This window comes from Methanothermobacter thermautotrophicus str. Delta H (assembly GCF_000008645.1).
Lineage (GTDB): Archaea > Methanobacteriota > Methanobacteria > Methanobacteriales > Methanothermobacteraceae > Methanothermobacter > Methanothermobacter thermautotrophicus.
Map to the genome: position 1 here is coordinate 784532 of NC_000916.1, position 24054 is coordinate 808585.

Annotated in this window: 27 protein-coding genes; 15 read left to right on the forward strand and 12 right to left on the reverse strand. The window is 49.2% G+C overall.

Annotated elements, in window-relative coordinates:
• Positions 1 to 10: 10 nt before the first annotated feature.
• From MTH_RS04065 to MTH_RS04075, 3 genes are all read left to right on the forward strand, one after another.
• On the forward strand, positions 11 to 472 hold the full coding sequence (locus MTH_RS04065; RefSeq protein ID WP_010876495.1) for a DUF2124 family protein: 462 nt from the start codon (positions 11 to 13) through the stop codon (positions 470 to 472).
• 9 nt (positions 473 to 481) lie between these two features.
• Positions 482 to 1153: a DUF447 domain-containing protein gene (locus MTH_RS04070; protein WP_010876496.1), complete on the forward strand. Its 672-nt coding sequence runs from the start codon at positions 482 to 484 to the stop codon at positions 1151 to 1153.
• A gap of 194 nt (positions 1154 to 1347) precedes the next feature.
• Complete coding sequence (locus MTH_RS04075) at positions 1348 to 2100, forward strand: winged helix-turn-helix domain-containing protein (protein WP_010876497.1); 753 nt, start codon at positions 1348 to 1350, stop codon at positions 2098 to 2100.
• 339 nt (positions 2101 to 2439) lie between these two features.
• Here the strand turns inward: MTH_RS04075 and MTH_RS04080 are convergent, their stop codons facing one another.
• From MTH_RS04080 to eif5A, 5 genes are all read right to left on the reverse strand, one after another.
• A complete protein-coding gene (locus tag MTH_RS04080) occupies positions 2440 to 2679 on the reverse strand; it encodes an MTH865 family protein (protein WP_048060916.1) in 240 nt (79 codons plus the stop codon).
• Between the two features lie 2 nt (positions 2680 to 2681).
• Positions 2682 to 4298, reverse strand: coding sequence for an adenine deaminase (gene ade / locus MTH_RS04085; RefSeq protein WP_010876499.1), 1617 nt, complete (start codon positions 4296 to 4298; stop codon positions 2682 to 2684).
• A complete protein-coding gene (locus tag MTH_RS04090; RefSeq protein ID WP_010876500.1) occupies positions 4299 to 5534 on the reverse strand; it encodes a TIGR00300 family protein in 1236 nt (411 codons plus the stop codon).
• 137 nt (positions 5535 to 5671) lie between these two features.
• Positions 5672 to 6532 (reverse strand): agmatinase, encoded by an 861-nt coding sequence (gene speB / locus MTH_RS04095; protein WP_010876501.1) that lies wholly within the window; start codon positions 6530 to 6532, stop codon positions 5672 to 5674.
• Positions 6533 to 6577: 45 nt separating this feature from the next.
• Positions 6578 to 6970 carry a translation initiation factor IF-5A gene (eif5A, locus tag MTH_RS04100; protein ID WP_010876502.1) on the reverse strand — a complete coding sequence of 131 codons (393 nt, stop codon included), beginning with the start codon at positions 6968 to 6970 and terminating at the stop codon, positions 6578 to 6580.
• Between the two features lie 115 nt (positions 6971 to 7085).
• Here eif5A and MTH_RS04105 point away from each other — a divergent pair, with 115 nt between their 5' ends.
• The 8 genes from MTH_RS04105 to MTH_RS04140 all read left to right on the forward strand — a co-directional run bounded on the left by MTH_RS04105 (position 7086) and on the right by MTH_RS04140 (position 14262).
• Entirely contained in the window at positions 7086 to 7529 is a 444-nt protein-coding gene (locus tag MTH_RS04105) for a pyruvoyl-dependent arginine decarboxylase (protein WP_048060917.1), read from the forward strand.
• An 18-nt stretch (positions 7530 to 7547) separates the two neighbouring features.
• The gene (locus MTH_RS04110) at positions 7548 to 8390 is read left to right on the forward strand and encodes a bifunctional fructose-bisphosphatase/inositol-phosphate phosphatase (protein WP_010876504.1); all 843 of its coding nucleotides are present in this window, start codon (positions 7548 to 7550) and stop codon (positions 8388 to 8390) included.
• Positions 8387 to 9238 (forward strand): NAD(+) kinase, encoded by an 852-nt coding sequence (locus MTH_RS04115; RefSeq protein ID WP_010876505.1) that lies wholly within the window; start codon positions 8387 to 8389, stop codon positions 9236 to 9238. Before MTH_RS04110 ends, MTH_RS04115 begins: the two co-directional genes overlap by 4 nt.
• A gap of 11 nt (positions 9239 to 9249) precedes the next feature.
• Positions 9250 to 10563, forward strand: coding sequence for a coenzyme F430 synthase (gene cfbE, locus MTH_RS04120; protein ID WP_143485764.1), 1314 nt, complete (start codon positions 9250 to 9252; stop codon positions 10561 to 10563).
• 113 nt (positions 10564 to 10676) lie between these two features.
• Complete coding sequence (gene hemC / locus MTH_RS04125; RefSeq protein ID WP_010876507.1) at positions 10677 to 11546, forward strand: hydroxymethylbilane synthase; 870 nt, start codon at positions 10677 to 10679, stop codon at positions 11544 to 11546.
• Entirely contained in the window at positions 11543 to 12499 is a 957-nt protein-coding gene (locus MTH_RS04130; RefSeq protein ID WP_010876508.1) for a Gfo/Idh/MocA family protein, read from the forward strand. The genes hemC and MTH_RS04130 overlap by 4 nt, the downstream gene beginning before the upstream one ends.
• Positions 12500 to 12508: 9 nt before the next feature.
• On the forward strand, positions 12509 to 13117 hold the full coding sequence (locus MTH_RS04135; protein ID WP_010876509.1) for an orotate phosphoribosyltransferase-like protein: 609 nt from the start codon (positions 12509 to 12511) through the stop codon (positions 13115 to 13117).
• Positions 13118 to 13449: 332 nt separating this feature from the next.
• The gene (locus MTH_RS04140; RefSeq protein WP_238374246.1) at positions 13450 to 14262 is read left to right on the forward strand and encodes a UbiA family prenyltransferase; all 813 of its coding nucleotides are present in this window, start codon (positions 13450 to 13452) and stop codon (positions 14260 to 14262) included.
• Positions 14263 to 14355: 93 nt separating this feature from the next.
• On the opposite strand, the gene prf1 is transcribed toward MTH_RS04140, so the two are convergent.
• Positions 14356 to 15579, reverse strand: coding sequence for a peptide chain release factor aRF-1 (gene prf1 / locus MTH_RS04145; protein ID WP_010876511.1), 1224 nt, complete (start codon positions 15577 to 15579; stop codon positions 14356 to 14358).
• 153 nt (positions 15580 to 15732) lie between these two features.
• On the opposite strand from prf1, the gene pyrH reads away from it, so the two are divergent.
• On the forward strand, positions 15733 to 16407 hold the full coding sequence (pyrH, locus tag MTH_RS04150; RefSeq protein ID WP_010876512.1) for a UMP kinase: 675 nt from the start codon (positions 15733 to 15735) through the stop codon (positions 16405 to 16407).
• A 33-nt stretch (positions 16408 to 16440) separates the two neighbouring features.
• The gene (locus MTH_RS04155; protein WP_010876513.1) at positions 16441 to 16644 is read left to right on the forward strand and encodes a DUF2116 family Zn-ribbon domain-containing protein; all 204 of its coding nucleotides are present in this window, start codon (positions 16441 to 16443) and stop codon (positions 16642 to 16644) included.
• Positions 16645 to 16649: 5 nt separating this feature from the next.
• Here MTH_RS04155 and MTH_RS04160 read toward each other — a convergent pair whose 3' ends face one another.
• Positions 16650 to 17129, reverse strand: a complete 480-nt coding sequence (locus MTH_RS04160) for a DUF308 domain-containing protein (protein ID WP_143485815.1) — start codon at positions 17127 to 17129, stop codon at positions 16650 to 16652.
• Positions 17130 to 17255: 126 nt separating this feature from the next.
• On the reverse strand, positions 17256 to 18035 hold the full coding sequence (locus tag MTH_RS04165) for a sulfite exporter TauE/SafE family protein (RefSeq protein ID WP_048060918.1): 780 nt from the start codon (positions 18033 to 18035) through the stop codon (positions 17256 to 17258).
• A gap of 95 nt (positions 18036 to 18130) precedes the next feature.
• Here MTH_RS04165 and MTH_RS04170 point away from each other — a divergent pair, with 95 nt between their 5' ends.
• Together MTH_RS04170 and MTH_RS04175 are read left to right on the forward strand one after the other, a co-directional pair.
• Positions 18131 to 19117 (forward strand): hypothetical protein, encoded by a 987-nt coding sequence (locus MTH_RS04170; protein WP_010876516.1) that lies wholly within the window; start codon positions 18131 to 18133, stop codon positions 19115 to 19117.
• Between the two features lie 12 nt (positions 19118 to 19129).
• Positions 19130 to 20887, forward strand: coding sequence for an MJ1255/VC2487 family glycosyltransferase (locus tag MTH_RS04175; protein WP_010876517.1), 1758 nt, complete (start codon positions 19130 to 19132; stop codon positions 20885 to 20887).
• 166 nt (positions 20888 to 21053) lie between these two features.
• On the opposite strand, the gene MTH_RS04180 is transcribed toward MTH_RS04175, so the two are convergent.
• The 4 genes from MTH_RS04180 to MTH_RS04190 all read right to left on the reverse strand — a co-directional run bounded on the left by MTH_RS04180 (position 21054) and on the right by MTH_RS04190 (position 24051).
• Positions 21054 to 21986 carry a transcription initiation factor IIB gene (locus MTH_RS04180; RefSeq protein WP_010876518.1) on the reverse strand — a complete coding sequence of 311 codons (933 nt, stop codon included), beginning with the start codon at positions 21984 to 21986 and terminating at the stop codon, positions 21054 to 21056.
• A complete protein-coding gene (locus MTH_RS09540) occupies positions 21983 to 22261 on the reverse strand; it encodes a Gar1/Naf1 family protein (RefSeq protein WP_010876519.1) in 279 nt (92 codons plus the stop codon). The genes MTH_RS04180 and MTH_RS09540 overlap by 4 nt, the downstream gene beginning before the upstream one ends.
• Before the next feature lie 86 nt (positions 22262 to 22347).
• Complete coding sequence (locus MTH_RS04185) at positions 22348 to 23394, reverse strand: UPF0104 family protein (RefSeq protein WP_048061258.1); 1047 nt, start codon at positions 23392 to 23394, stop codon at positions 22348 to 22350.
• A gap of 9 nt (positions 23395 to 23403) precedes the next feature.
• A complete protein-coding gene (locus tag MTH_RS04190; RefSeq protein ID WP_238374247.1) occupies positions 23404 to 24051 on the reverse strand; it encodes an RraA family protein in 648 nt (215 codons plus the stop codon).
• Between the last annotated feature and the right edge of the window lie 3 nt (positions 24052 to 24054).

Sequence of the window (24054 nt, forward strand, 5' to 3'; positions counted from 1 at the left end):
AGGTGTTCACATGGAGAAGTTAAAGGAATTCAGGGGTATAAAGGAGCATCTCGGTGTATTCCGGGAGGCAGTTAAGGATGCTGAGAGAATAGGCTTTGCAGGAGTTCCCGGGGTATGCACACCCTTCGCCCAGCTATTCGCATACGCTGTGCGGGACAAGGATAACATATTCATACCCAATACAGATTTCAGTAAGGCCAGAAAGCTCGAAGTAACTGAATATGGTGTTGAACTCGGCGAAATAAGCCCTGGGAATGTGGACGTTCTTGTACTCCTCGGGGGCCTCTCAATGCCAGGTATAGGCTCAGACATCGAGGATGTTAAAAAACTGGTTGAAGATGCCCTGGAAGAAGGAGGAGAGCTTATGGGGCTCTGCTACATGGACATGTTCGCCAGGGCTGGCTGGTACGAGCTCCTTGACTTTGACTGTGTTATCAATGCAGACATAGATGGTTACGTCCTCAGGGGCTGAGGGGTTTACTTGTCCGGTGCTCTGAAAGAAAATTCCGGTAAGCCCTCTGAAGTTGAATACACCCACTTCAAGGACCTGCAGGCCCTGGAAATGGAGAGGGGACGGCTCTACGAGACCATCGTCGTTACCTGGGACGATTCAATGGTGGGGAACGCAGCCCCCATAGGTGTGCTATGCACCGGTGACGATACAGTGACACTCTACCTCTACCAGGGGACCCGTACAGTGGAGAATGTGCTGAATAATGGGCGGTTCACCGTTAACGTGACCCTCGACCCCCTCATATTCACCGATTCAACACTGGGTGACCTTGAGGAGGACATGTTCAGCCATTACAGGGACTTCCTTCACCTCAGGGGTGCCGATGCATTCTTCACTGCAGAGGTTGTCTCTGTGAAGAAGCTGGTGAAGAGGGACCGGTTCGGTGAGTCAGAACTTCATGTTGTGAAGGCCCGTGCAGGTGATGTTATGAGGGCTGAAAGCTTCAGGATGGCCCTCAACCGTGGCATATACGCTGTTATTGAGTCACTGATAGCCTATACGCGAGCTGAATTTTCAGACCCTCTGGTCCTCAGGGAGAGGATCGCTGAGATGAACCGGGTTGCAAGGAAGGTCGGGGGCCCCAGGGAGAAGGAGGCCATGAGGAGGATAATCCAGGCCCTTGAATCAAAGATATCATGAGATTGCTGCCCCATGAAAAGTAACTAACCCCTATCAGGGCACGAGAACATCCACAAATTCAAATATAACTATTGTTTATTAGAAATATATACTAAACCGTCATTAAAATGTACTAAGTACAGTTTTATACACAAATATGACTTAAAAGGTCAAGAAAGAAACCTTTAATACTATCTAAATCAATAAAATAATTTATGGAAAATCTAAATAAAATGGATAATCCTGAATTCTATGATGCCCGAATGAAATTAGAAGCTATACATCAGGATATCAAGCGTTTGATGGAAAAATCTAATCAAGAATACCTTGATTTAATGCTAAGCAACTTAAAAAAGGATATTTTGAATTCAGTATCTGTTTATATTTCTGATGATATTGAAAATGATTTAGAACAAAATATGGTTAATCCCTGTAAGATGCGGGAAACCTGTAAAGAGAAATTTAACGGATTTCTACAAAATAATTCTAAACTTATAAAACAGGAACATGTTTCCAAAGAAATTATAGAAGAGAAAAGAGAGGAATTAGATGAAATAAGGAAAAGTGCTCCTTTTGATAAATGTGATATTTGTTTTAAGGAAGTAGACTCACTATTTGATAAGCAAATAAATCTAATTGGCTCTCTACAAATATATGACAATAATAAAGAGGATAAAACTGAGATATCTTCTATTCCTGAAGAAATTATGGTTAAGAGTGTTCTTGAACCTATTTCTAATAAACAGAGACTTCAAATTCTTAAATCTATGGCCTCTGAAACCATGACATTCACTGCTCTTTCAGAACTTACAGGGCTTCGTGGTGGTAATTTACTTTTCCACATACAAAAATTACTTGAAAGTGACTTGATATTGCAGCGTCATGAACGTGGAGATTATATGATTACTGAAAAAGGATATAATCTACTCATAATGCTCAGTAATTTTAAAAAATATTTGAAAAAATAATCGTTTCAGAACTATTATCCCCTCCGGTTGAACTATTGAAAACTGGAGGGGGGGCATTCTTAAAATCAATTGAAAATTATTGATTGTTTAATATTTAATCTGTAGTGAAAGCAGTAGGACTTAATATTACTGCAAATTATTCTATTTTTCCAGCAAAATAATCTAACCAAACGCACATACATTCATTATATGACGGACATTCAGTACAACGGGACTTATGCTTATTTTCTTTACTATTGGGCTTATCCATTTTAATTTCTCCATTAAAACCTATTATAAGATAATAATTAATTATCCTTAAAAAAGAAAAGAAAGAAAAAGTAGGAAGTCGATTTTGGCTTATAATCCTGCTTTGTTCACTATAGTATCTGCAACTTCTTCAGCACTTTTAAATGGAAAATCATCAGCAGTAAGTACTTGTCCAGCATCAGATGCTTTTAATTCTACATCTCCAGATTTACAAGTAGTATCTGGACCGTTTGGAAGCGCTGCCATTAGTTCTTCTGGTGAATTTATTGGGAAATCGGCTCCTGCTAATGCTCCTATAATTTGTCCACGAATATCTTCTTTAACTCCCATTTTCACATCTCCATTAAGTTTTTAATTTCAAATTTCTCAACATCAAAGAGACCCCTATCCCCTATCTTCAGCCGGGGGATGACGAGGAGCGAGAGGAAGGACATGGTCATGAAGGGTGCGCTGAGACGTGACCCGAGCTGTTCAGTGAAAGTGTTGAGGTTCTCAAATCCATCTGCAACCTCAAATACATCCCCATCTGACATCAGACCTGCCACAGGAAGCTGAAGGACCCTGTGATCATCCCCTGAGACCGCCACAAGACCCCCTCCTGCTTTTTTAAGTATATCAACCGCCCTCTTCATCAGCTCAGGATCCACTCCCACCACGATCAGGTTGTGTGAGTCATGGGCAACTGTTGATGCTATTGCCCCCTCCTGGAGGCCGAATCCATGAACGAAGCCGCTGGAGATATTACCCCTCCCGTACCTGTCAAGGACAGATACCCTGAGGATATCTGAGGACGTGTCAGCCTGCACGGTGCCGTCCTCAACTTCCAGGGTTGCAATTAGCTCTTCAGTTATGAGCTGGCCGTCCAGTACATCTATGACCCTCACAGTGGCTTCATCACCCTCAGCCCTGATATTCAATCTCTCAACTGGAAAATCAGGCACTTCAAGTTTCCTGGGGGGTGCCCTGGTTCCCCCGGATCTCCTGATGAGGTATCTGCCCCTATCCGCCACAGGTCTACCATCTATGTAGACCCTCTTAACGTTGAAGTCCCTGAGGCTGTCAACCACCACGAAGTCAGCATCCCATCCAGGCGCTATTGCCCCTGTGCTGAGGCCGTAGTGCTCCGCAGGGTTTATGGTGACCATCTGCACAGCGCTTACAGGGTCAATACCGTAATCGACCGCCCTCCTGAGTATCCTGTCCATGTGCCCCTCCAGCAGGTCGGCGGGGTGGATGTCATCGGATACCAGGAAGTCACACCCTGCAGCGGCAAGGTCCCGGAGGTTCCTCGCGCTTGATCCCTCACGTGCCATTATCTTCATTCCAAGTCTCCTCTTCTCAAGGACCTCCTCGGGGCTCACACATTCGTGGTCAGTGGATATCCCCGCCCCTATGTAGGTGCACAGTTCATCCCCTGAGAGGAGGGGGGCATGTCCATCAACAGGCATGTTAAGGTCCCTTGCAGCCTTTATCTTAGCCATGACCCCATCATCACCGGCTATGACTGCCGGGAAGTTCATCATCTCGCCTAGGGCCACCACTGAATCCATTCTGAGTAGTTCCTCTATCCCCCTCGCTGTGATCTCTGCCCCGGCAGTTTCAAAGGGGGTTGCGGGTACACATGATGGTGCTGTGAAGTAGAATTTCATTGGTGTCGCTGCAGCATCATCTATCATGAACCTCACACCATCCACGCCCATGACGTTTGCTATCTCATGGGGGTCCGATATGGCTGAGACAGTGCCATGGGGTATGGCTGCCGCTGCAAATGAGGAGGGTATGAGCATTGAACTCTCAATGTGGAGGTGGGCGTCTATGAAGCCGGGGATGATTATATCAGAAAAGTTTCCGCTGATGCTTCGAACACACCTCACCCTTCCACCGGCCACCTCTATCTCAGCCGGGTAGATGTCGCCGGTGAAGACGTTGAGGATGTTCCCACTTATCATTCAATCCCCCAGGCCGTTCATCTTTTTGATTTCGTGGAGTAGGATGGGTATGAATGCACCCACATCTGTAACCACGCTCACAGCCTGGGAGCTGCCCCTGTCAGAGAGCTTTGTAACGGTTGCAGGGTTTATATCCACGCATATGGTTTTAACGCGTGAGGGGAGTATGTTGCCGGTTGCGATGGAGTGGAGCATGGTGGCTATCATTATGACCATGTCCAGGTCCTGGACGTATTTCCTCATCTCATTCTGGGCCTCCATCACATCGGTTATGACGTCAGGGAGTGGTCCGTCATCCCTTATTGAACCGGCAAGCACAAAGGGCACATCATTCTTTACGCACTCATACATTATCCCTGATGTTAGAACGCCCTGCTCCACCGCATCCCTTATTGAACCGGCGCGGTTTATCTCATTTATCGCGTTTATATGGTGCCTGTGGCCCCTGCTCACCGCCTCACCCCTATCTATATCAACTCCGAGGGAGGTCCCGTAGAGTGCGCATTCAATGTCATGGGTTGCCAGGGCGTTTCCGGCGAACAGGACGTCTATGAATCCCAGACGTATCATCTCTGCAATTACAGGGGCTGACCCTGTGTGTACGATGGCTGGTCCGCCGACGAGACCTATCCTTCCACCTCTCTTTTTTATCTCTGTTATTTCAGATGCGATCTTCTTTATTGTGGTCACGAGGGGCTTCTCACTTGACACTTCACTGCCCATGAATTCGAAGACGCCCTGCTTTCCCCTGGGCCTCTCAGGGGGGACAACCTTTATGCCCTCCCTTCCAACAACCACGAGGTCTCCCTTCTTTATCTCCCTGATGGGTTTGCAGCGGGCTGTTCTGCTCTCCGGGTCAACCACTATCATGCAGTCCATCTCTATTCCCTCAACCTCCACCCATTCACCGCCATGGTAGATGAAGGTCTGATGGTTGGTGGTGGAGTAGAAGTCGTCCGGCAGAACCCTGTCCATGGGTGCCCTCCGGAGTTCAGCCTCCTTTATCTCTGCTATGGATGCCCCTATCTCACCCAGTTCATCCAGGATCTGGTTAAGTAGTGAGGGTGTTTCCGCCTCAACAAGTATCCTTGCATGGCTTGGATCCGATTTTCTTTTACCTATATCGATTTCAAGTATCTGGAAGTCCCCGCCCATATCCATTATTATATCAAGGGCTCTGGGGAGTATTAGACTATCAATTATATGACCCCTGAGCTCCACCTCTCTTGTATTCATGATAACACCACTTGAGACTGATCATTAAGTGGTTGGCCTCCAAGATATAAAAATCTGCTGGAGCCATTGCTGAGATAAGAGGGATTAACTGAACTTAGATGTGGCGCGCCGGATGCAAACGGTGGGGATTTATGGATTCAGAGGAGTGTTAGAATGTCGTAGATTATTTTGGCTGCGTTTACAGATGTTGGGTCAGCCATGCCACCCGATGCGACCTCAACCACATCAAGGCCCACCACATCCTTACCTGAGAGTGCGAGGACAAGTTCCTCCATGATGTGGGGTGTGAGTCCGGCAGGTGCCGGGTTACCCACAGATGGAGCATAGGCAGGGTCAAGGACATCCATGTCCACCGAAATGTAGACCGGGCCCCGGATACCATCTATGAGTTCAATGGCACCGGCAGGGTCCCCCATGACCTCATGGGCCATGCAGAACCTGACACCCTCCTCCCCTGCAAATTCCGCCTCCTCCGATGATGCTGATCTAATACCTATCTGTATTATCTCGGCTCCAAGCTCATGGACCCTCCTCATGACGGTGGCATGTGAGTACCTTTCTCCGGCGTAGGTATCTGCCAGGTCCATGTGGGCATCCAGGTGAACCACTGTCAGGGAATCATGTTCAGGCAGATTCTCGATCACGGGGAGGGTGACCGTATGCTCACCGCCAATTATGAGTGGTTTAAGGCCCATATCCAGGACTTCAGACACAGAGTCCCCTATGAAACCCGCTGTCTTCATGAAGTTGCCAGGGGAAACCTCAAGGTCTCCAAAATCAAAACTTTTAACCTTCACATTCTCTGAAAAACGCAGGTTGTATGCTTCAAAGCTGTATGATGCCTCCCTGACAGCCATTGGTCCGAAACGTGCCCCCGGCACATAGCTTGTCGTGGAATCAAAGGGGACCCCCATTATTCCAAAGGAGAGTTCCGGGATCCTTTCATGGTCTGTGGTGGAAAAAGCAAATTTGAGGGGCTCATGGGTGTGGATAAGCAATTCAGGTGTCCTTCCAGAACTGTAAAAAGAGATTTGTGTGGGTGTTTACCCCTTGGTCCTCATGAGTTTCCTCTGACCGAGGGCCTCGATGTACTCAACCTCGACACCCTCAACCAGCTGTTCACTCAGTTCATCAGGTATTGGCGTTTCAAAGGTCTCATAGGTTTCAAGGTCCATTAACTGGACGTCTCCACCCATTATGGCAATGACCTGAGCTGTCCTCTTGTCTATTATAGGTATGTCCACCTTTGAATCGACTGGTTTGACGAAGCTCCTCTTCTGGTTGTCGAAGATCCCCACCGCTTCCACACGGGCCTTTGCTGATCCGTGTTTGCCGGGGGATGATGTTGAGATGTTTGTGATCTTTGATGCCTCTCCATCAATGATCACGTACTTTCCAACCTTAAGCGTTTTAACTTCAACCACTTTCTTTGACATTAATCTTACCTCCTGTTAGAATGAGTGATGTGGGACTTCAATGTATATCTATTAATTCAGTGGACATTATATAAAAGCTTTATAGGAATTCAGTAAGCTGATTATGGTGATTGTAATGAAGGTTGCTATAACATCAGGTGCCGCCGAAGGACCCACAAAGCTCAATGCCTTTGACAACGCACTCTTGCAGGCTGGAATCGGAGACGTGAACCTGATAAAGGTTTCAAGCATACTCCCAAGGAACACAAGGATAGTGGAGCTGCCGGAGCTTGAACCCGGATCAATTGTGAACTGTGTCCTCTCTCACATGGTTTCAGAGAGAAGGGGTGACCTAATATCTGCTGCAGTCGCTGTGGCCACCTCCAGTGACTTCGGGTGTGTCGTTGAGAACTCCAGCGTCAACAGGGACCCTGAGGATGTGAGGAGTGAAGCCATCTCAATGGTCAGATACATGATGTCGGTGCGGGGCCTTGAAATAAAGGAATTAATAGTAGAAGAGACAAATCATGTTGTTGAGAAATGCGGTGCTGCTGTATCTGCCGTCGTATATCTTGATTGAAGTCAGGAAGGGGGTTTCATGGAGGAATCTGATATTTACTACTGGAAGGGTGTTGCCGTGAGAATGGCTGAGCAGGTTGAAAGGGCCGTATCTCCCCTTGTTGGGACAGAAGACGCAGGGGAGATAATCAAAATGGGGGCCGATGGCACACCCACCAAACTTATAGACCTCGTTGCGGAGGATGAAGCCGTTGGTGTCCTTGAGAGTACGGGTAGGCCTGTCACAATAATAAGTGAGGAGATAGGTGTCCTCCACATAAACAGCGAGGGGGATGAACCCGGGATAATCTTCGTTGTGGACCCCCTGGACGGTACAAGCAACGCCATAAGGAACATACCCTTCTACGGCATATCAGTGGCTGTGGCAGAACGCCACCCCGACGGTGCAGCCCCAACCCTTAATAACGTCCTGATGGGCTTTGTTAAGAACTTCGCCACGGGGGACCTCTACTGGGCAATAAAAGGCCAGGGGGCCTTCCTCAATGAGAAAGCGATAAGCTCATCCTCACAGAGCTCCCTCGACAGGACATCCCTGGGGGCCTTCATATATGGCACGCGCTTCAGGAGGGTGGACAGCATCTGCAGGGTGATCCGGAGAATGCGTATCCTGGGATCCGTGGCCCTTGAACTGGCCTACGTTGCAAGCGGTTCCTACGACGCCTTCATGGACCTCAGGGAGAATCTCAGGATAGTTGACATAGCAGCATCCAAGCTCATTGTGGAGGAGGCAGGCGGTGTGGTGACCAATGAGAGGGGTGGAGAAATAGACGGCCTTCTGAACGTTAAGGCAAGAACATCCCTTGTTGCCGCCGGAAACCTGGAGCTCCACGAGAAGATAATGCAGACCCTGGAGGTCATATGATGCGCATAGGGATAATAGCCCGTTTTGATGTTGCAGAGGCCGTTGAAATCGCTGAAAGAGTGGCCTCATTCCTCCTGAACAGGGGGGTTGAAATTACGGTTGACCTCAAGCTCACAGAGGAACTCCCACAGCTGAGGGAATACGGTGAGGACATAAGGAACATGGATGCAGACATGATACTCACCATCGGCGGGGATGGGACAATACTCAGGACCCGGAGCCTCATAGAGGATAAGGAGATACCTATACTCGGTATAAACATGGGGACAGTTGGTTTTTTAACTGAGGTTGACCCTGAAAATGTATTCTCAGCCCTTGAAGCTGTCCTCAGGGGCGAATACGCCGTTGAGAAGAGGACCCTCCTGAGTGTCTACCACAATGATGAGCTGCCCTCCGCCCTCAACGAGGTCGTTCTCATGACCCGTAGGCCAGCGAAGATGCTGCATATAGAGATATCTGTTGATGATGAGGTGGTTGAGGAGCTACGCGCCGACGGGATAATCATAGCAACGCCAAGTGGCTCAACAGCGTACTCGATGTCAGCAGGGGGCCCCATTGTCGACCCCAGGGTTGAAGCGTTCCTCATAGTGCCAATATGTCCCTTCAAACTCAGCGCAAGACCCCTTGTGGTTTCAAACAAGAGTGTAATCCGGGTTAAACTCCTCAGGAAGGGTAAAAAGGCCATCGCCGTTATCGACGGCCAGTATGAGGAGGAGATCAACCACATGGATGAGGTCATATTCAGGAAGTCAGAACGAAAGGCCCACTTCGTGAGGCTCAGCAAGGATTTCTACAGGAAGGTCCGTGAAAAACTCATAGAGGGCGGAATAGACTCTATAAAGGGTTAAAGGTTGTGTCCATGAAATTTAACATTTCAAGGCCCCTCGTGACTGACCTCACACATGGCGGTGTCACCATTGCCCTGGAGATGAGGAAACACTTCCCTGAGGTCATGGCGTGGGACTTTTACGGCACACTCGGTGATGATGACCGTGAAATGCTCATTGAAAAAGGGGTTGATGTTGTTGAAGGACCTGTCAGTGGCTCCACAGTAATAGCACCGGTCCACTGCCCGGTCAGATCAGATTTAACCCATCATGAGATAACCGGCTGGCTCCTGGGATCCTGGAGGAGGGAGAAGGGTGTGCCGGTGGTGGAGGTGACCGGTGTTAAGGGAAAAACCAGCACCGTATGGATACTCAGGAGCATCATGGGAGACCTTGAACCCCTGGTCCTCAGCAGTCTTGGATCCTGGGCCGGTGATGAACTCCTGCGGCGGGATATAAGCATAGCACCTGCCAGCATAATTGAGACCGTGAACCTTGCAGAGCACCATGATTACGGTGCAGCCATCTTCGAGGTCTCCCTGGGTGGGACCGGCCTGGCAGATGTGGGGGTTCTAACAAACATAGCCGAGGACTACGGGATAAGGAGGGGTACCTCAAGGGCCAGCAGGGCAAAGGAGCAGATATTCAGAAGCCGGCTGGTCTGCTGCGAATACAGGGCCTTCTGGAGGCACTACAGCAGATTCCAGGAGAGGACAAACACCTTCTCAGTGAGGGACACTGAGGCCACACTCCACGTGGATGATGTGAACTACGGCCTTGAGTCAACAGAGGCCACACTAGATGCCACCGGGCTTAAAACCCTTGCCGGGGACCATCTGGATGCAGAATTCCGGATTGAAACCTTTGCACCTGCAGAACACCAGCTCTCCAATGTCCTTGCAGCTGCAAGCGCCGCCCTGACCCTCGGGTTTGATGTTGAGGATGTTCAGAGGGGTGTTAAGGACTACCATGGAATTCCAGGAAGGACCTCCATGAGACAGCTCAAGGGCACCACCATAATAGAGGAGATAAACCCGGGGCTCAACGTGCGGGCCATAGAGTACACCCTGAAAATGGCCATGGAACTTCCAGATCCCATCATCATACTCGGGGGAAGGTACGGGGTTACCTGTGAGGAGATAGATGAGGCCCGCCTCTCCGAGACACTCAGCAATTATGACCTTAAGTTCATATTCACCGATGAACTGGGGTACAGTATCATGAGGAGATCCGGCATGGATGGCATCTACTTTAAAAACCCGGAGGATGCCCTCAGGGTCGGGCTAAATCATCGTACAGTCGTTCTCATTTACCGCTCAGAGTATGGTGACCTTACAAAAAGGTAAAAACCGGTGGTAGCCATAATTATGTGATTTTTAATAAACTGGAGTTTTTGAAAAGTTATATAATAGGATACAATAAATTTCTCAAATGATTAACGTTTACTGGAGATGATTCATTGATAGCCGGAACAAGGGGGAGTCGCCTGGCGCTGGTCCAGACGAACCATGTCATCGAGATGCTCAGTGAAGTCTGCAAAGAGAAAATCGAGAAGAAGATCATAAAGACAAAGGGCGACAGGATAAGGGATTCCCAGCTCTACAGCATGGACTCAAGGGGTCTATTCACAAGGGAACTCGACATGGCGGTCCTGAATGAGGAGGTGGACCTCGCAGTCCACAGCCTGAAGGACGTCCCCAGCGACCTTGACCCTGACCTTGCCATCGCAGCCGTGCCCCCAAGGGAATCACCTGCAGAGGTCCTGGTATCCCGCCTTGACTGGGAAGATCTCCCCCAGGGTTCCAAACTTGGAACCAGCAGTCTACGCAGGGAAGCATTCTGCAACCATCACCAAAAAAATTTTAAGATGGAGCCCCTAAGAGGAAACATAGATACAAGGATAAGGAAGGTTATGGATGGCGAGGTCCATGCAACCATAATGGCCGAGGCAGGATTAAAACGTCTCGGACTGGAGGAGCACATAAAAAGAAGGTTCCCTGTGGAATACTTCACACCTGCCGCCGGTCAGGGAGCCCTCGCAGTTATAACCAGGGCTGACAGTGAATTGATAAGCTCCATTGGGAGGATAACCCACCATCCCTCCCTGCAGGAGGTCACCGCTGAGAAGACTCTCCTCAGAGAGCTCGGTGCAGGTTGCCAGTGCCCCCTGGGTGTCATAGGAAGGGCCACTGGAAACCAGCTAACCCTCTACGCTGTTCTTCTAACCAGAGAAGGTGAAATGCTCAGGAAGGTAACCGTTAGGGGGCCTCTTGCTGAAGCAGAGGATATAGGTAAAAAAGCTGCCAAAGAAATGGAGGATTATATTTGAGACAGATAAATGTGGGTGTAATCGGCGTTGGAGCCATGGGTTACAACCATGCCAGAGTTTACTACAGACTTAAAAATGCAAATCTTATGGCTGTATCAGACATCATGAAGGGAACACTTCAGAAGGTCGCCAACAAGTATGACACCGTTGGATACGTGGACTATGAGAACCTCCTGGAGATACCTGAGATAGAGGTTGTCAGTGTCTGCGTGCCAACCACCCACCATTACAATGTGGTCATGGATGCCCTTGAACACGACAAACACGTCCTCGTTGAGAAGCCCATCGCATTCACCCTTGAAGAGGCAGAGGATATGGTGAAAACGGCACGCAAAAAGGGGCTGAAGCTGGGCACGGGCCATGTTGAAAGGTTCAACCCCGCAGTTCAGAAGGCCAAGGAACTCATTGAGAACGATGTTATAGGTGACGTGGTATCTGCATCAGCGAAGAGGGTCGGACCATTCCCTCCCCGAATAAAGGACGTTGGAGTCACCATCGACCTCGCCATACACGACCTCGATGTGATGCATTACCTCTTCAGCGAACCGGTTGCAGAGGTCTACGCGGTTATGGGAAGCATACTCGAGAAGTGTGAGTACGAGGACCATGCCGAGATAATGACCAAGTTCAAAAGTGGAATCACAGGGATACTCGAGGTTAACTGGCTCACACCCTACAAGAGGAGGAAGCTGGCCATCACAGGTACAGATGGAATAATCAACGTTGACTACATAGACCAGAGGCTGGATGTCTATGGTAAATTCGCCCAGGACGTGGATATCAAACATGAGGAACCCCTGAAGAATGAGATCAAATCATTCCTCATGTCTGTTATAAATGATGAGGAGCCTGAAATAACAGGTGAGGATGGTATATACGCCCTCAGGACTGTGCTTGCAGCAATGAAGTCTGCGAGGGAGCACAGGCCCGTGAAGGTTAATGGTGATATTTGAGGTGCTTGTATGGAAAATGAACTTATAAGGAAGGCCCGGGAACTCAGGAGCAGGGGATTTACAACAGGGGAAATTGCAGATGAACTGAACGTGTCTAAGGACACTGCGAGGTGGCTTACACTTCAGACCACGACCTCTGTTTCCAGGAAGGAGGCCCCTGTGGATTTCGCGATCAACTGGGAGAGCCTGGGGGGCAGTTCATCCAGGATGAGGTATGTTTCAGCCGCCATGGCAGACATGGCCCTCAAGTATGGTGTTGCGGATGTTGTTCTTGGCATCGCCATAAGCGGTGTTCCCTTCGCAACGCTGATGGCTGATGTTATGGGCGCTGAAACTGGACTGGAAACATCACTTGCAGTTTTCCACCCCGTAAAGCACAGGAAGGATGAGGGTGCAGAGGGAGCCATAAGCAGTAACTTTGCAAAGGTGAAGGGCAAGAGGGTTGTTGTTGTTGATGATGTTATAACAAGCGGCCGGACCATAGCTGAGGTGGTTGAGGTCCTCAAGAACCAGGGAGCAAAGCCCATAGCCGTCACTGTCCTCATAGACAAGAAGGGCATCTCTGAGGTTGACGGTGTGCCGGTGGAGTCACTCATAAGGGTTAGCAGGCTGGGATGATTTACCTTCATCTAGTCTACTAACCCTCTTGTCTCACCGAAAACTCCTTTTTTGTAATTTCCTTTAATAAAACAGAATAAATAAGTCAAAGAACTAATTTTTCCTTATTCTCTGGTTTCAGATGTCCCTGATAGAGATCCATTTATCCATCAAAACATCCATTCAGAACTGCAGGGCATTATCTGAAAATTAATCATGGATCTGACCGGTAAGATGAACATTTTTTTCTGAGCTGGGGAGTATTAATAACCTTTCATTACCCCATAGTTAATACTATGACGGGTCATCTATATGAAACGGGGTTTCTGAAAAAGGCGGTGTTTTTAAGGCAGTTGATTTTTGCCCTGAAAAATCTTTTCATCCACGGTGGTTTTCTTCCGGCGCTCTGGGGGCCCTCGCTTCTTCTGGTATCAACGGTTCTCCTTGAAAGTCGCTGCGGCCCCTTAACCTGGGGGATATGCTTCATGCTGCCCCTTACAGTCTACGCCTACGATTACCTTGCTGACCTTGAGCTGGACTCCCTAACGAATTCTGATAGATCAGAATTCAACCATAAATGGGGTGAATGGCTGCTGGCAGCCTATGCAGGAGCTCTTCTGGCGCTGCTGCTTCTCTGCATGGATCCACTGATCACGGTCCTCACAGCTTCAATGTTCATTACCGGGATCCTCTACTCAAGATTCTTCAAGGGGCTCACAGCATACCTGACGGGATTCAAAAACATCTATCTGGGCCTTGTATGGAGTTCATGGACAACCATACCTGCAATGGGTGGCAGATCCCTCCCTGCACATATCCTGGTGTTCACATTCATATTCCTCAAGGTATACGTAAACACTGCCTTCAGCGACTACAAGGACATTGAATCGGACGCCATGAGGGGCCTCAAGACTCTCCCTGCGGTCTTCGGTGAGAATAACAGCTTAATGATACTACAGCTCCTCAATGCGCTGGGTGCAGCCACCCTCAGCCTTGGAGTGCTCACGGGACTCATCCCAGGCATAGGTGCTGTTGCTGTGATCCTCTCATCATACACGGCCCTTTACCTGCATCTGAAGCCGGTCATGGATGTAAAAACAGCTACACTCATAGCGGATCTTGAGGGGCCCCTTCACCTCCTCCTTGGTCTGGGGGTCATGATGTGAAATTTTAGATCCCATAGAATACAGCGCCTCCACAGCCATGACAAAAAGGGATCTGATCCTTCACCGTACGCTGAATCACAGAATTGTCAGGAATCAGGGGCGGTACCTCAGTATCGCCCCTATGCCCCCAAAGGCCCTCAGAAGCTGCATTCCCTCCTCGGTCTCAGTTGATATGATTTCAACCTCGGTTCCGACCTCCTCGGCCATCTCAACGAGGTCGTCGATCATGTCCCTCCTATCTGAGAGTCTCATCTGATCGTTGCAGCTGGGACAGGTTTCAGTATCCGGAAGGTCCCTGCCCGTCTTCTCCATCCTGTGTCCGCAGGATGCACACTCGTAGGTCCCCCTCTGGTACTTAAGGTCCTCTGAGAGAAGAAGAACCTCAACCGCACCCATCTGGAGGTGCTGTCGAACCTCCCTTTCACCGTAGGATGCGAGTCCATCCTCATTTATGAGTTCCCTGAGGAATCTCTGGACAAGTTTCTTCTCCCTCATAACATCTATTTCACTTAAAACATCCATTGACTTGTCTATGACCTCCCTTATACCGAACTCCCCTGTGTAGGATGTGTCCACAGTCGTTATGACCTTCTTCTTCAGTTCATGGTGGAGGTAGTCGCCGTTGAGGAACTCCTCCTTTGTGTGACCCGGGCCCCCGAGGATTATGCCCTTGAGGTCATCTATCTGAAGGAAGGCCTCATTCATGTGTTCCCCTATCCTCTTGAGGAACTCATGGGCTGCAAGGTCTATGAGCCTGTCGAACCTCCTCTGGGACTGTCCACCGGCCTTGTGTTTACCTGGAACCCCACTGGTGAGTGTCTTGAGTATGTCTATCCTCTTACCCTTCAGGGTTGCGATTGTGGCCTCCTTCCTGTCAAGGACTGCGAGGCCATAGGTTTCCTTCTCCTCAAGCATCTCCCTCAGTGGTTCAAGGTAGAACTCTGAGTTACAGTGGTATATGTATGTCTTGATGGGTTCAGGTGGCTCGAATACGTAGGTCTCCATCTTCTCTGTACCCGGGCCTCCCCTGGGAACCATGCCGACGAACATGACGAGCCCCTTCTCGGGTGGTTTCGGGAATAGTTTGAGCCTCTGCATTATAACCTCAATGGCTGACTGGACGTTCTTCTTCGTCTGTTTGCTCTTTATGTTGGCACTCTGGCTCAGTTCCTCCCTCATATGCTTTGCAACGTCACTTATCTGCCGGTCAGGGGGTATGTATACCGATACGAGTTCCGTCCCCCTGCCCCTCTTGTCTGAGAGTTCCTGGAGGGTCCTCTTGAATTCGAAAAGCTCCTTTGATGATGGTTCGCTCACTATGAATCACTCCTCATGAAAATGATAAAATAAACTGTAAATGTATATGGGGCGGGGTGATTATAAAGTTTACTGGAGGGTGGGAGAAAAATGTATAAATGGATTCCACCATAACTCGAAAGGAAGAGTCAACTGATTTTATGGTGGACCGTTATGAGAATCGTGATTACCATTGGAGGATCAATCATCATAAGTGAATTCTCCCATGAGATGTTCAGGGCCTATGCTGACATTCTGAATTCACTGAGAGATGAACATGATCTCTTTGTGGTTGTGGGGGGAGGAAGACCTGCCCGTGACTACATAGGAGTTGCCAGGGAACTGGGAGCCAGCGAGGCCCGGTGCGATGATATAGGTATTGATGTGACCCGCCTGAATGCCCGGCTCCTTATAACCGCCCTGGGTGATAGCGCCTACCCGGGGGTTCCAGAGAACTTCAGGGAGGCCCTCGAGGTTGCTGCGACCGGGAGGATAGTCGTGATGGGTGGTACCGAACCAGCCCACAGCACAGATGCTGTCGGGGCAATACTCGCTGAGACCGTTGAGGCGGACCTCATGATAAACCTCACCTCGGTGGATGGATTCTATGACAGAGACCCGGCCAAATATCCTGACGCCAGGTTCTACCCGGAGATCACCGCCAGTGAGATGCTCGAACACCTCAGGGGCTCTGATGTGAGGGCGGGTACCTATGAATTCTTTGACCACACAGCCCTGCATATGATAAGGAGGTCAGGTATAAGGACCATGATAGTGAACGGTAACGACCCTGAAAATCTCCTGAGAGCCCTTGATGGTGAGATAGGCACCACAGTTATCCCTGAATAAACCGCTAAATTACTGAGATGTAATCAAAATTTAATGGAGGTAATAGTTATGGTTGAACCACACAAGCACTGCCCTGTATGCAGTACCCCGATACCCATGGATGAGGTAACCTGTTCAGAGAGGTGTCAGGAGATCCTCTCAAAAAACCAGCAGAGGGTCAGAAGGACACGTATGATATTCTACCTGGTATTCGCCCTCTTCATTGTGGTGTGGGTTGTACTTTCAATTAGAGGTTGAACCTTTTATGGGGATCTGAGTACAGCCACCCCGTAAACTATGAGGATTACACCCACAGCCAGACCCACAAACACCGGGTTGAATGAGAGTGCAGCCATGAGAATGTATATGACCCCAAAAATGGCACTCATTATACCCGCATTTCTTTTCAGGTAACTCTGGGAGCCTGCTGAAAGGATCAGCATTGCAGCCACCAGAAGAAGGATCCCTGTAACGTAAAGCCAGGCTCCTGCAAGTTCATTTATAAGGAAGACCCTGAAGGCCAGCATGAGGCCAACTGCAAGGGTTATAACCGCAAAGACCATCCAGAGCACGCCCACCTCCATGTACCTCCGCCCTCTGATGGCATTTGCGAGCATCCAGACCCCGAGGGCAGAAAGCACAAGGCCCGTCAGTATGCTTATGGCCGTCACACCGGAAACAGGTGATACCAGAAACACGATACCCAGAATAACCGAAAGGAGACCCATCCCTTTTTTCAGCATCATCTCACCATTCTGTAATATGTTCATCTGATTTTATATATTTTGTTAATCTCTGCATTCTCTGACCTGAAAACCATCATTGATTATATATCCTGTTAATCCCTGCCTTCTACGGACATGAACCCATCATAGAAGCATCTTCAAACCTGTAAACAGTAATAGGATTATGAAGATGTACCTTATGTACCTCACATCAACCCTGTGGGCGATTAGAGCCCCCAGCCGTGAGGAAGGGACACTCATAACAATAACAAGCAGGAACTGAAGGAGGTTAACATAACCGACAGTGAAGGGGCCCCCTGGCCCTGTGAAGATGTAGGAGATGGTCCCCGATGCAGCCGTAAATGCAATTACAAGGGAGGATGTACCAACGGCCTCGAGGACATCAAAGCCCGCCACCATCACAAGGAGCGGTACCAGGACCACACCCCCACCGATACCGAGTAGACCGGATAGAAAACCTGCCAGGAAGCCAAGGGGAAATGCTGCATTCCGCCCAAACCCTGAAGGCGAAATTCTGGATGATAGAAGGAGCTGTGCTGAAACCAGAATGAGTAAAACACCGAAAAACGCCCTGAGGACATATGCGGGTGATGCTGAAGCTGTGAAAACACCTGCCACGCTACCGCACGCACCAAGAACGCCCATGGTGATTCCAATCCTGGAATCGACACACTTCCTCCGGTAATGGGAGTGGGCTCCGCTGAGGGCCGTTGGAAGGATTATGGCAAGGCTCGTCCCGAAGGCCGTCCTTATGGCAATATCCGGTGGTGTGCCCCCTGCCTCCATGAGAAAGAATAGCACCGGGGCTATTATGAAGCCACCGCCGACTCCGAGAAGGCCGGTTGCAAGTCCAGCCAGAAGTCCCGTGAATAAAAGTGCCGCCACATAAATTAATGGATCCATATTCAACCCCTTTAACTGCTGACCACGATAATTTATAAGTGGAGAGTTTCATATCTCATGCTGTTAGTTATTAAATTTCTTCTGGGTGAATAACTTTGAGATCAGAGAGGTTCATGGTAGCCGGCATAATCTTCACTGGAGTGGCGGTCACACTCCTTGTGACAGACCTTCTGGATCACATCATAACACCCTTCACACACGTGTTCCTCATGGGCTCCTCAGAGGGCAAGGACGTGATATTCTTCACCGTAATGGGGACCATGTTCATTCTGGCACCCCTCTTCAGGGAGGATGGGCTGGTGGGGAAGTCTTCACGTCTTGATAAAAACAGCTACCTCCACATCGCAGCCCTCCTTGCCTTTATCACATACCTCACAGGGACTGCAGTAGAGGTCCTGATACGCCTCAGTATGGGTGTATCACCCCTCACCACCTTCATATCGATGGATCCCCCGGCATCAACAAGCATAACCCACTCACACGTCTTCAAGGCCAGTCTGAGTCCCCTGACGGGTCTCATTGTCCCTGCATCATCAGGAATCCATACCGGTTCTTCGCTGGCAGGTTACATCCCCTTTTTGCTGCCTATGACCCTCACGGTGATTCCTGTAATCTATCTGATGGGCCTCCTTTCAACAGGGGACCGGAGGGACTTCCATGTTGCAATAGTGATATTCGCAACCGCCACAACCATAATAGGGATAATCGACGGGGGCCTGTTCTCAACCCCCGCCCTTGTGGGTCTATCCGGAATACTCGGCATGAGCGCCCTGAGGGTCCCCTTCAGTCCGGGCAACCTTAAAGTCCCCACCCTGATAATAGGGGGCCTCATAGCCGTGCGAATACTCCTGGGGATCCTCGGATCAGTCCCGGAATACTATGAGGTCACTGTACTCGAGCCATCAGGTAACCTCGATCTCGACGGACTTCATGTACTCTCAGAGGAGAAGAAGGGTGATAGAATCATCCTAAAGCTCTCATCAGACCAGAACGAGATGGAACTTCTGAATAAACTCACAGCTCGCCTCGATGGAAGATGCCATGGTTTCTTCATGACATGGAACTTCTTTTCATTCTTCTAGGGAGGATCAGGAATGAAGCTCAGCATAATCATACCCGCATACAATGAAGAGGAATATCTTCCAGGACTGCTTGAAAGCATAAGGAATCAGGACTTCGATGATTATGAGGTTATAGTCGCAGATGCAGACTCAGATGATAATACAAGGAAGATAGCGAGAGAATACGGTTGCAGGGTTGTTGATGGGGGTATGCCCGCGGTGGGGAGAAACAGGGGAGCTGCCGCTGCCAGGGGCGAACTGCTGCTCTTTCTGGACGCCGACCTTGTCCTCACTGACGGGTACCTCAGGGATGCTGTTGAGGAGTTTGAATCAGAGGACCTTGGAATTGCAATAACCCAGATGATACCCATCTCAACGAGGAGGCGCGATAAGATACTGCATGAATTTGCCAACAGATTCATGATACTGGTTGAATCCATAAAACCCCATGGAGCCGGATGCTATGGCATACTGACACGCAGGGAGCTCCATGAGAAGGTGGGTGGCTTCGATGAATCCCTGGATTTTGGAGAGGATACAGACTACATTGAAAGGATAGGGAAGATAAGCAGGTTCAAGGTCCTCAGGAAACCCAGGGTCCTGGTATCCATAAGGAGACTGGAAAAGGAGGGTCTCAAGAACCTTGCATTCAAGTACACCAGGAGCACCATCTATGATTTCATGGGTAAGAGGGTCAGTGCAGGTGACCTTGGCTATGAATTCGGCCACTCCAGGAGGAAGAGGAGGGTCCTCTACTCTGTCTGCGGTGAGGGTATGGGTCATGCGATACGCAGTGGCGTAATCCTCGATAAACTCACAGAGGACCATGAAGTCCTCATATTTGCAAGTGACCGTGCCTATAAGTATCTGAGCAGTAAATTCGATAACGTCCATGAGATATACGGGTTCAACACTGTCTACGAGGATAACAGTGTAAACGACGTTAAAACATTCCTGAGGGCCATGAAAACCTTCCCAAGGGACCTCAAGGAGAACCTGAGACTCCTCTACAGGATCGCAAGGGACTTCAAGCCGGATGTGGTGGTCTCTGACTTTGAGTTCTATGCCAGTGTTGTGAGTAACATGCTCAGGATCCCCCTCATAAGCATCGATAACATGCACGTTATAACCCAGTGCCGTATAGAGTACCCTGAGAGGTTCCGCAGGGATAAGCTGAAGGCCGAGGCCGTTGTGAGGTCCTTCATTGTGAGGCCCAGACGTTATCTGATAACCAGTTACTTCTTCCCGGAGGTTAAAAACCCCGATAAGGTATCCATGTATCCCCCTGTACTCAGGGAGAAGATAATGAACCTCAAGCCATACTATGGAGATCACGTGATGGTGTACCAGACGAGTCAGTCAAACAGGAAGCTCCTTGAGCTCCTCAGGTCCATTGACAGGAAATTCGTTGTCTATGGCTTTGACAGGGAGGGGGTTGATGGGAACCTCACCTTCAGGAGATTCAATGAGGATCAGTTCTTCAGGGACTTTGAGTCTGCAGCCGCTGTTATAACAAATGGAGGCTTCACCCTTATAAGTGAGGCCCTGTACCTCAGGAAACCCGTCTACAGTGTTCCCGTGAGGGGACAGTTCGAGCAGATACTGAATGCAGTTTACCTTGAGAAGCTCGGTTACGGGGAGTTCCATGAGAAAACCGAAAGGGAAAGCCTTGAGAGATTCCTTGACAGGCTGGATATTTACAGAAGGAACCTTGAGGACTATGATGGTGGTAACAACGAGATCATAGAAGCCCTTAAGAGGACCATAGATGAGTGCTCTCGAGGATGCTGAAAATGCAATTTTTTAAGGAAAATCCTGTGAAAGACAGTAGAAAATTAATAGATACAATTTGAATAGAGTAAGAAATCAAAACTTTGTAGAATTAATAGAATAATTATGTGTGACCCGAGGGTCACAAAAACATCAAAGTTCTCTAACCTGAAAAAATTATGTGTAACTAGAGAGTCACGCCAAGATCAAGCTGCTCTGTGAGCTCCTTGTACCTGTTCCTTATGGTTACCTCTGTTACACCTGCAACCTCTGCAACGTCTCTCTGGGTCTTGTGTTCCCCGAGGAGGACCGATGCTATGTAGAGGGCCGCTGCTGCAACCCCAGTTGGACCTCTTCCTGATGTGAGGCCGTTCTCCATTGCCATCTCAATTATCTCAATGGCCTTGGACTGTACCTCACCTGATAGGCCCAGTTCACTTGCAAACCTTGGCACGTAATCCACCGGGGATGTTGGAGGTAACTTTATGTTGAGTTCCCTTGTCAGGAACCTGTAGGTCCTTCCAACCTCCTTCTTGCTCACCCTTGAAACCTCTGCAATCTCGTCAAGGGTCCTTGGAACGTTGCATTTCCTGCATGCAGCGTAGAGTGATGCTGCCACCACTCCCTCAATGCTCCTTCCCCTGATGAGTTTGTTCTCAACGGCTCTCCTGTATACCATGGAGGCCGCTTCCCTCACACTCCTGGGGAGCCCCAGCCTTGATGAGTCACGGTCAAGCTCGCTGAGGGCAAATGCAAGGTTCCTCTCGGTGGCGCCTGATATCCTTATCTTCCTCTGCCACTTCCTCAGACGGTACCACTGGGCCCTGTTCCTTGCAGGTATGTCCCTTCCATATATGTCCTTGTTTCTCCAGTCTATCATTGTTGATAGACCCTTGTCGTGTATGGTGTAGGTTATGGGTGCTCCTACCCTTGTCCTCTTATCCCTCTGTTCGTGGTCAAAGGCCCTCCACTCTGGACCCATATCAACCAGGTTATCGTCTATGACAAGACCACATTTTCCACAGACTATTTCAGCCCTTTCGTAGTCGCCCCTAAGGTCATCGGAGCCGCACTCAGGGCATTTTGTTTCCTTCTCTATTTCAGAAACATCAGACCTCATTTTCTCCTTCGTTTCCTTCGCCCCCATTTTTTCACATTCTTTATACCCACGTATAAAGTCTCTCCAACTCGGTTCTCAAACTTTTCAGGATTTATTGCACGAGATGGTTTTATGGATATGTATGGATTCCGTGTAGGTCCAAAGATATCGTGCACTTTTCCTATCCTTTTCCCATCGGAAGTAAAAACAGGTGCTCCAAGCTGCTGTGTTCTATCTGAACGTGCTATGATCCTTCCCTTGTTGGAGACATGTGAAATATTCCCTAAAGCCTTCATAATTCACCGAAAATTTTATATACTGTATTCTCTAACTACTAGTATATAAATGTTTCGATAATTTTATATAAAATTAGGGCTGGGTGTCATGAGGTCATCTGTTTTCCATAGTAGATCGCCGCAATGAGACCTATCAATGTCGGTGCAATATAGCTTGCGATCCTATCAACAACACTGGCTGCCATGACATAATCGGCGCCTATCCCTGCAACTGCAAATAGGCCCACAAGTATCCCCTCTCTCAACCCAAGGGACCCTGGTAGAATCGGAAGGAGGGATATTAGGATCCCGACTGTGTAGATTATTATGAGTGGAACCGCAGGTGGTGAGACACCCACAGCCAGGAAGCAGACATAGAGTCGACAAACATCAAGGGCCCACATCCCCAGTGATATGAAGAATCCTATGACAAAGACCCTCCTGTCTGTTATTGCAGTTGAAAAGCCATCATTGAATCGATTTATATAGAATATGACCTTCTCGTGTATCCCTGCAAAACTGATACCCCCTTCCCTGAACCTTGAGAACCATGAAACCAGCCTCCTTGTGACAGAAAGGGCTATCCTCTGGGCTATTTTTTTGTTCATACCCGCATAGACCGCCAGGGAGAACCCTGCAATGGTCACAAGGATCAGCACACTGACAACTATCCTGGTCCAGATGGATATCTCCCAGGTCATTATGAGCACCGCAGAGAGAATGGAGATCAGGGCAAAGGGTATGAACTCAAAGACCCGGTCCGCTGTGGATGATGCAAAACCAATCTCAAAGGGTGTGCCCTCAACCTCACGCAGAAGGTAGGCCCTCAGTGGCTCACCACCGGCAGCCCCGGGGGTTATGTTGTTCCCGAAGATACTGGTAAAAAGAAGCATCATGAGCCTCGGAAAGGATGGAGCATCATCAACCACATTCAGGATGAGCCTCCACCTCAGGGTCCACAGGATAAGTATAATGGCCTCCAGGACGAAATTGAGGGCAAGAAAATAGGGGCTGGTCCCCTCAAGTGCCCTCAGAATATCACCGAAACCTGCGAAAAAACCTATGAGAAATATTACAACAGCAACCGCAAGGAATGAGAGAACGATGGTCCTTCTGTTCTCTCGGATGTAATCAAATACGCTGCTCTCTTCCATGGAAACCAACTACTTTCGAAGGCCAAGGATCTCTGAAAGGGAAATTCCGCCTTCAACACCCTCCACTATTGAGGACTCCTTCTCCCTCACCTTCAGGGCGGCCTTCACGACTTCCCCTGTAACCTCGGAGGGCACAACAACCACACCTGACTCATCACCGAGGAGCAGGTCCCCCTTTTTAACCATGACACCATCACACTCAAGGTCTACATTGAGCTGCCCCTCGGCACGGGGTTCCCCCGCGCAGGGCACATAGTCCCTTGAGAATACAGGGAAATCAAGTTCAAGGAGGGCATCAATATCCCTGCAGGATCCATAGATAACGACCCCTGCGATACCCCTTTTCATGGCGGTCTTAGAGGTGAGTTCACCCCACACAGCCCTCTCATCACCATCAGCACCTATAAAAATAATTTCCCCTGGTGCTGCAGCATCAATGGCCATGACGGACGTCCCCCAGTCGTGCTGGGATGTCCTGACTGTGACCACTCTACCGCAGACACGCAGGTTGTTCACCGGTTTTATTGAGGGTATCACGCCAACCTCTCCGGTCACACTTTTGAGTGCATCGGAAATCTGGGGCGCCGATATCCCAGATAAAAGCCTGACAGGGTCCTCGGGTACACTGAGCCTCCTGAGACGATCAATCGGTTTCATACC

Coding starts and splice junctions, on each gene's coding strand:
- MTH_RS04065 (WP_010876495.1), top strand. CDS start 11: ATGGAGAAGTTAAAGGAATTCAGGGGTATAAAGGAGCATCTCGGTGTA.
- MTH_RS04075 (WP_010876497.1), top strand. CDS start 1,348: ATGGAAAATCTAAATAAAATGGATAATCCTGAATTCTATGATGCCCGA.
- MTH_RS04080 (WP_048060916.1), bottom strand. CDS start 2,679: ATGGGAGTTAAAGAAGATATTCGTGGACAAATTATAGGAGCATTAGCA.
- ade (WP_010876499.1), bottom strand. CDS start 4,298: ATGATAAGTGGGAACATCCTCAACGTCTTCACCGGCGACATCTACCCG.
- MTH_RS04090 (WP_010876500.1), bottom strand. CDS start 5,534: ATGAATACAAGAGAGGTGGAGCTCAGGGGTCATATAATTGATAGTCTA.
- eif5A (WP_010876502.1), bottom strand. CDS start 6,970: ATGTCAAAGAAAGTGGTTGAAGTTAAAACGCTTAAGGTTGGAAAGTAC.
- MTH_RS04105 (WP_048060917.1), top strand. CDS start 7,086: ATGAAGGTTGCTATAACATCAGGTGCCGCCGAAGGACCCACAAAGCTC.
- MTH_RS04110 (WP_010876504.1), top strand. CDS start 7,548: ATGGAGGAATCTGATATTTACTACTGGAAGGGTGTTGCCGTGAGAATG.
- MTH_RS04115 (WP_010876505.1), top strand. CDS start 8,387: ATGATGCGCATAGGGATAATAGCCCGTTTTGATGTTGCAGAGGCCGTT.
- cfbE (WP_143485764.1), top strand. CDS start 9,250: ATGAAATTTAACATTTCAAGGCCCCTCGTGACTGACCTCACACATGGC.
- MTH_RS04135 (WP_010876509.1), top strand. CDS start 12,509: ATGGAAAATGAACTTATAAGGAAGGCCCGGGAACTCAGGAGCAGGGGA.
- pyrH (WP_010876512.1), top strand. CDS start 15,733: ATGAGAATCGTGATTACCATTGGAGGATCAATCATCATAAGTGAATTC.
- MTH_RS04155 (WP_010876513.1), top strand. CDS start 16,441: ATGGAGGTAATAGTTATGGTTGAACCACACAAGCACTGCCCTGTATGC.
- MTH_RS04160 (WP_143485815.1), bottom strand. CDS start 17,129: ATGCTGAAAAAAGGGATGGGTCTCCTTTCGGTTATTCTGGGTATCGTG.
- MTH_RS04165 (WP_048060918.1), bottom strand. CDS start 18,035: ATGGATCCATTAATTTATGTGGCGGCACTTTTATTCACGGGACTTCTG.
- MTH_RS04175 (WP_010876517.1), top strand. CDS start 19,130: ATGAAGCTCAGCATAATCATACCCGCATACAATGAAGAGGAATATCTT.
- MTH_RS04180 (WP_010876518.1), bottom strand. CDS start 21,986: ATGAGGTCTGATGTTTCTGAAATAGAGAAGGAAACAAAATGCCCTGAG.
- MTH_RS09540 (WP_010876519.1), bottom strand. CDS start 22,261: ATGAAGGCTTTAGGGAATATTTCACATGTCTCCAACAAGGGAAGGATC.
- MTH_RS04185 (WP_048061258.1), bottom strand. CDS start 23,394: ATGGAAGAGAGCAGCGTATTTGATTACATCCGAGAGAACAGAAGGACC.
- MTH_RS04190 (WP_238374247.1), bottom strand. CDS start 24,051: ATGAAACCGATTGATCGTCTCAGGAGGCTCAGTGTACCCGAGGACCCT.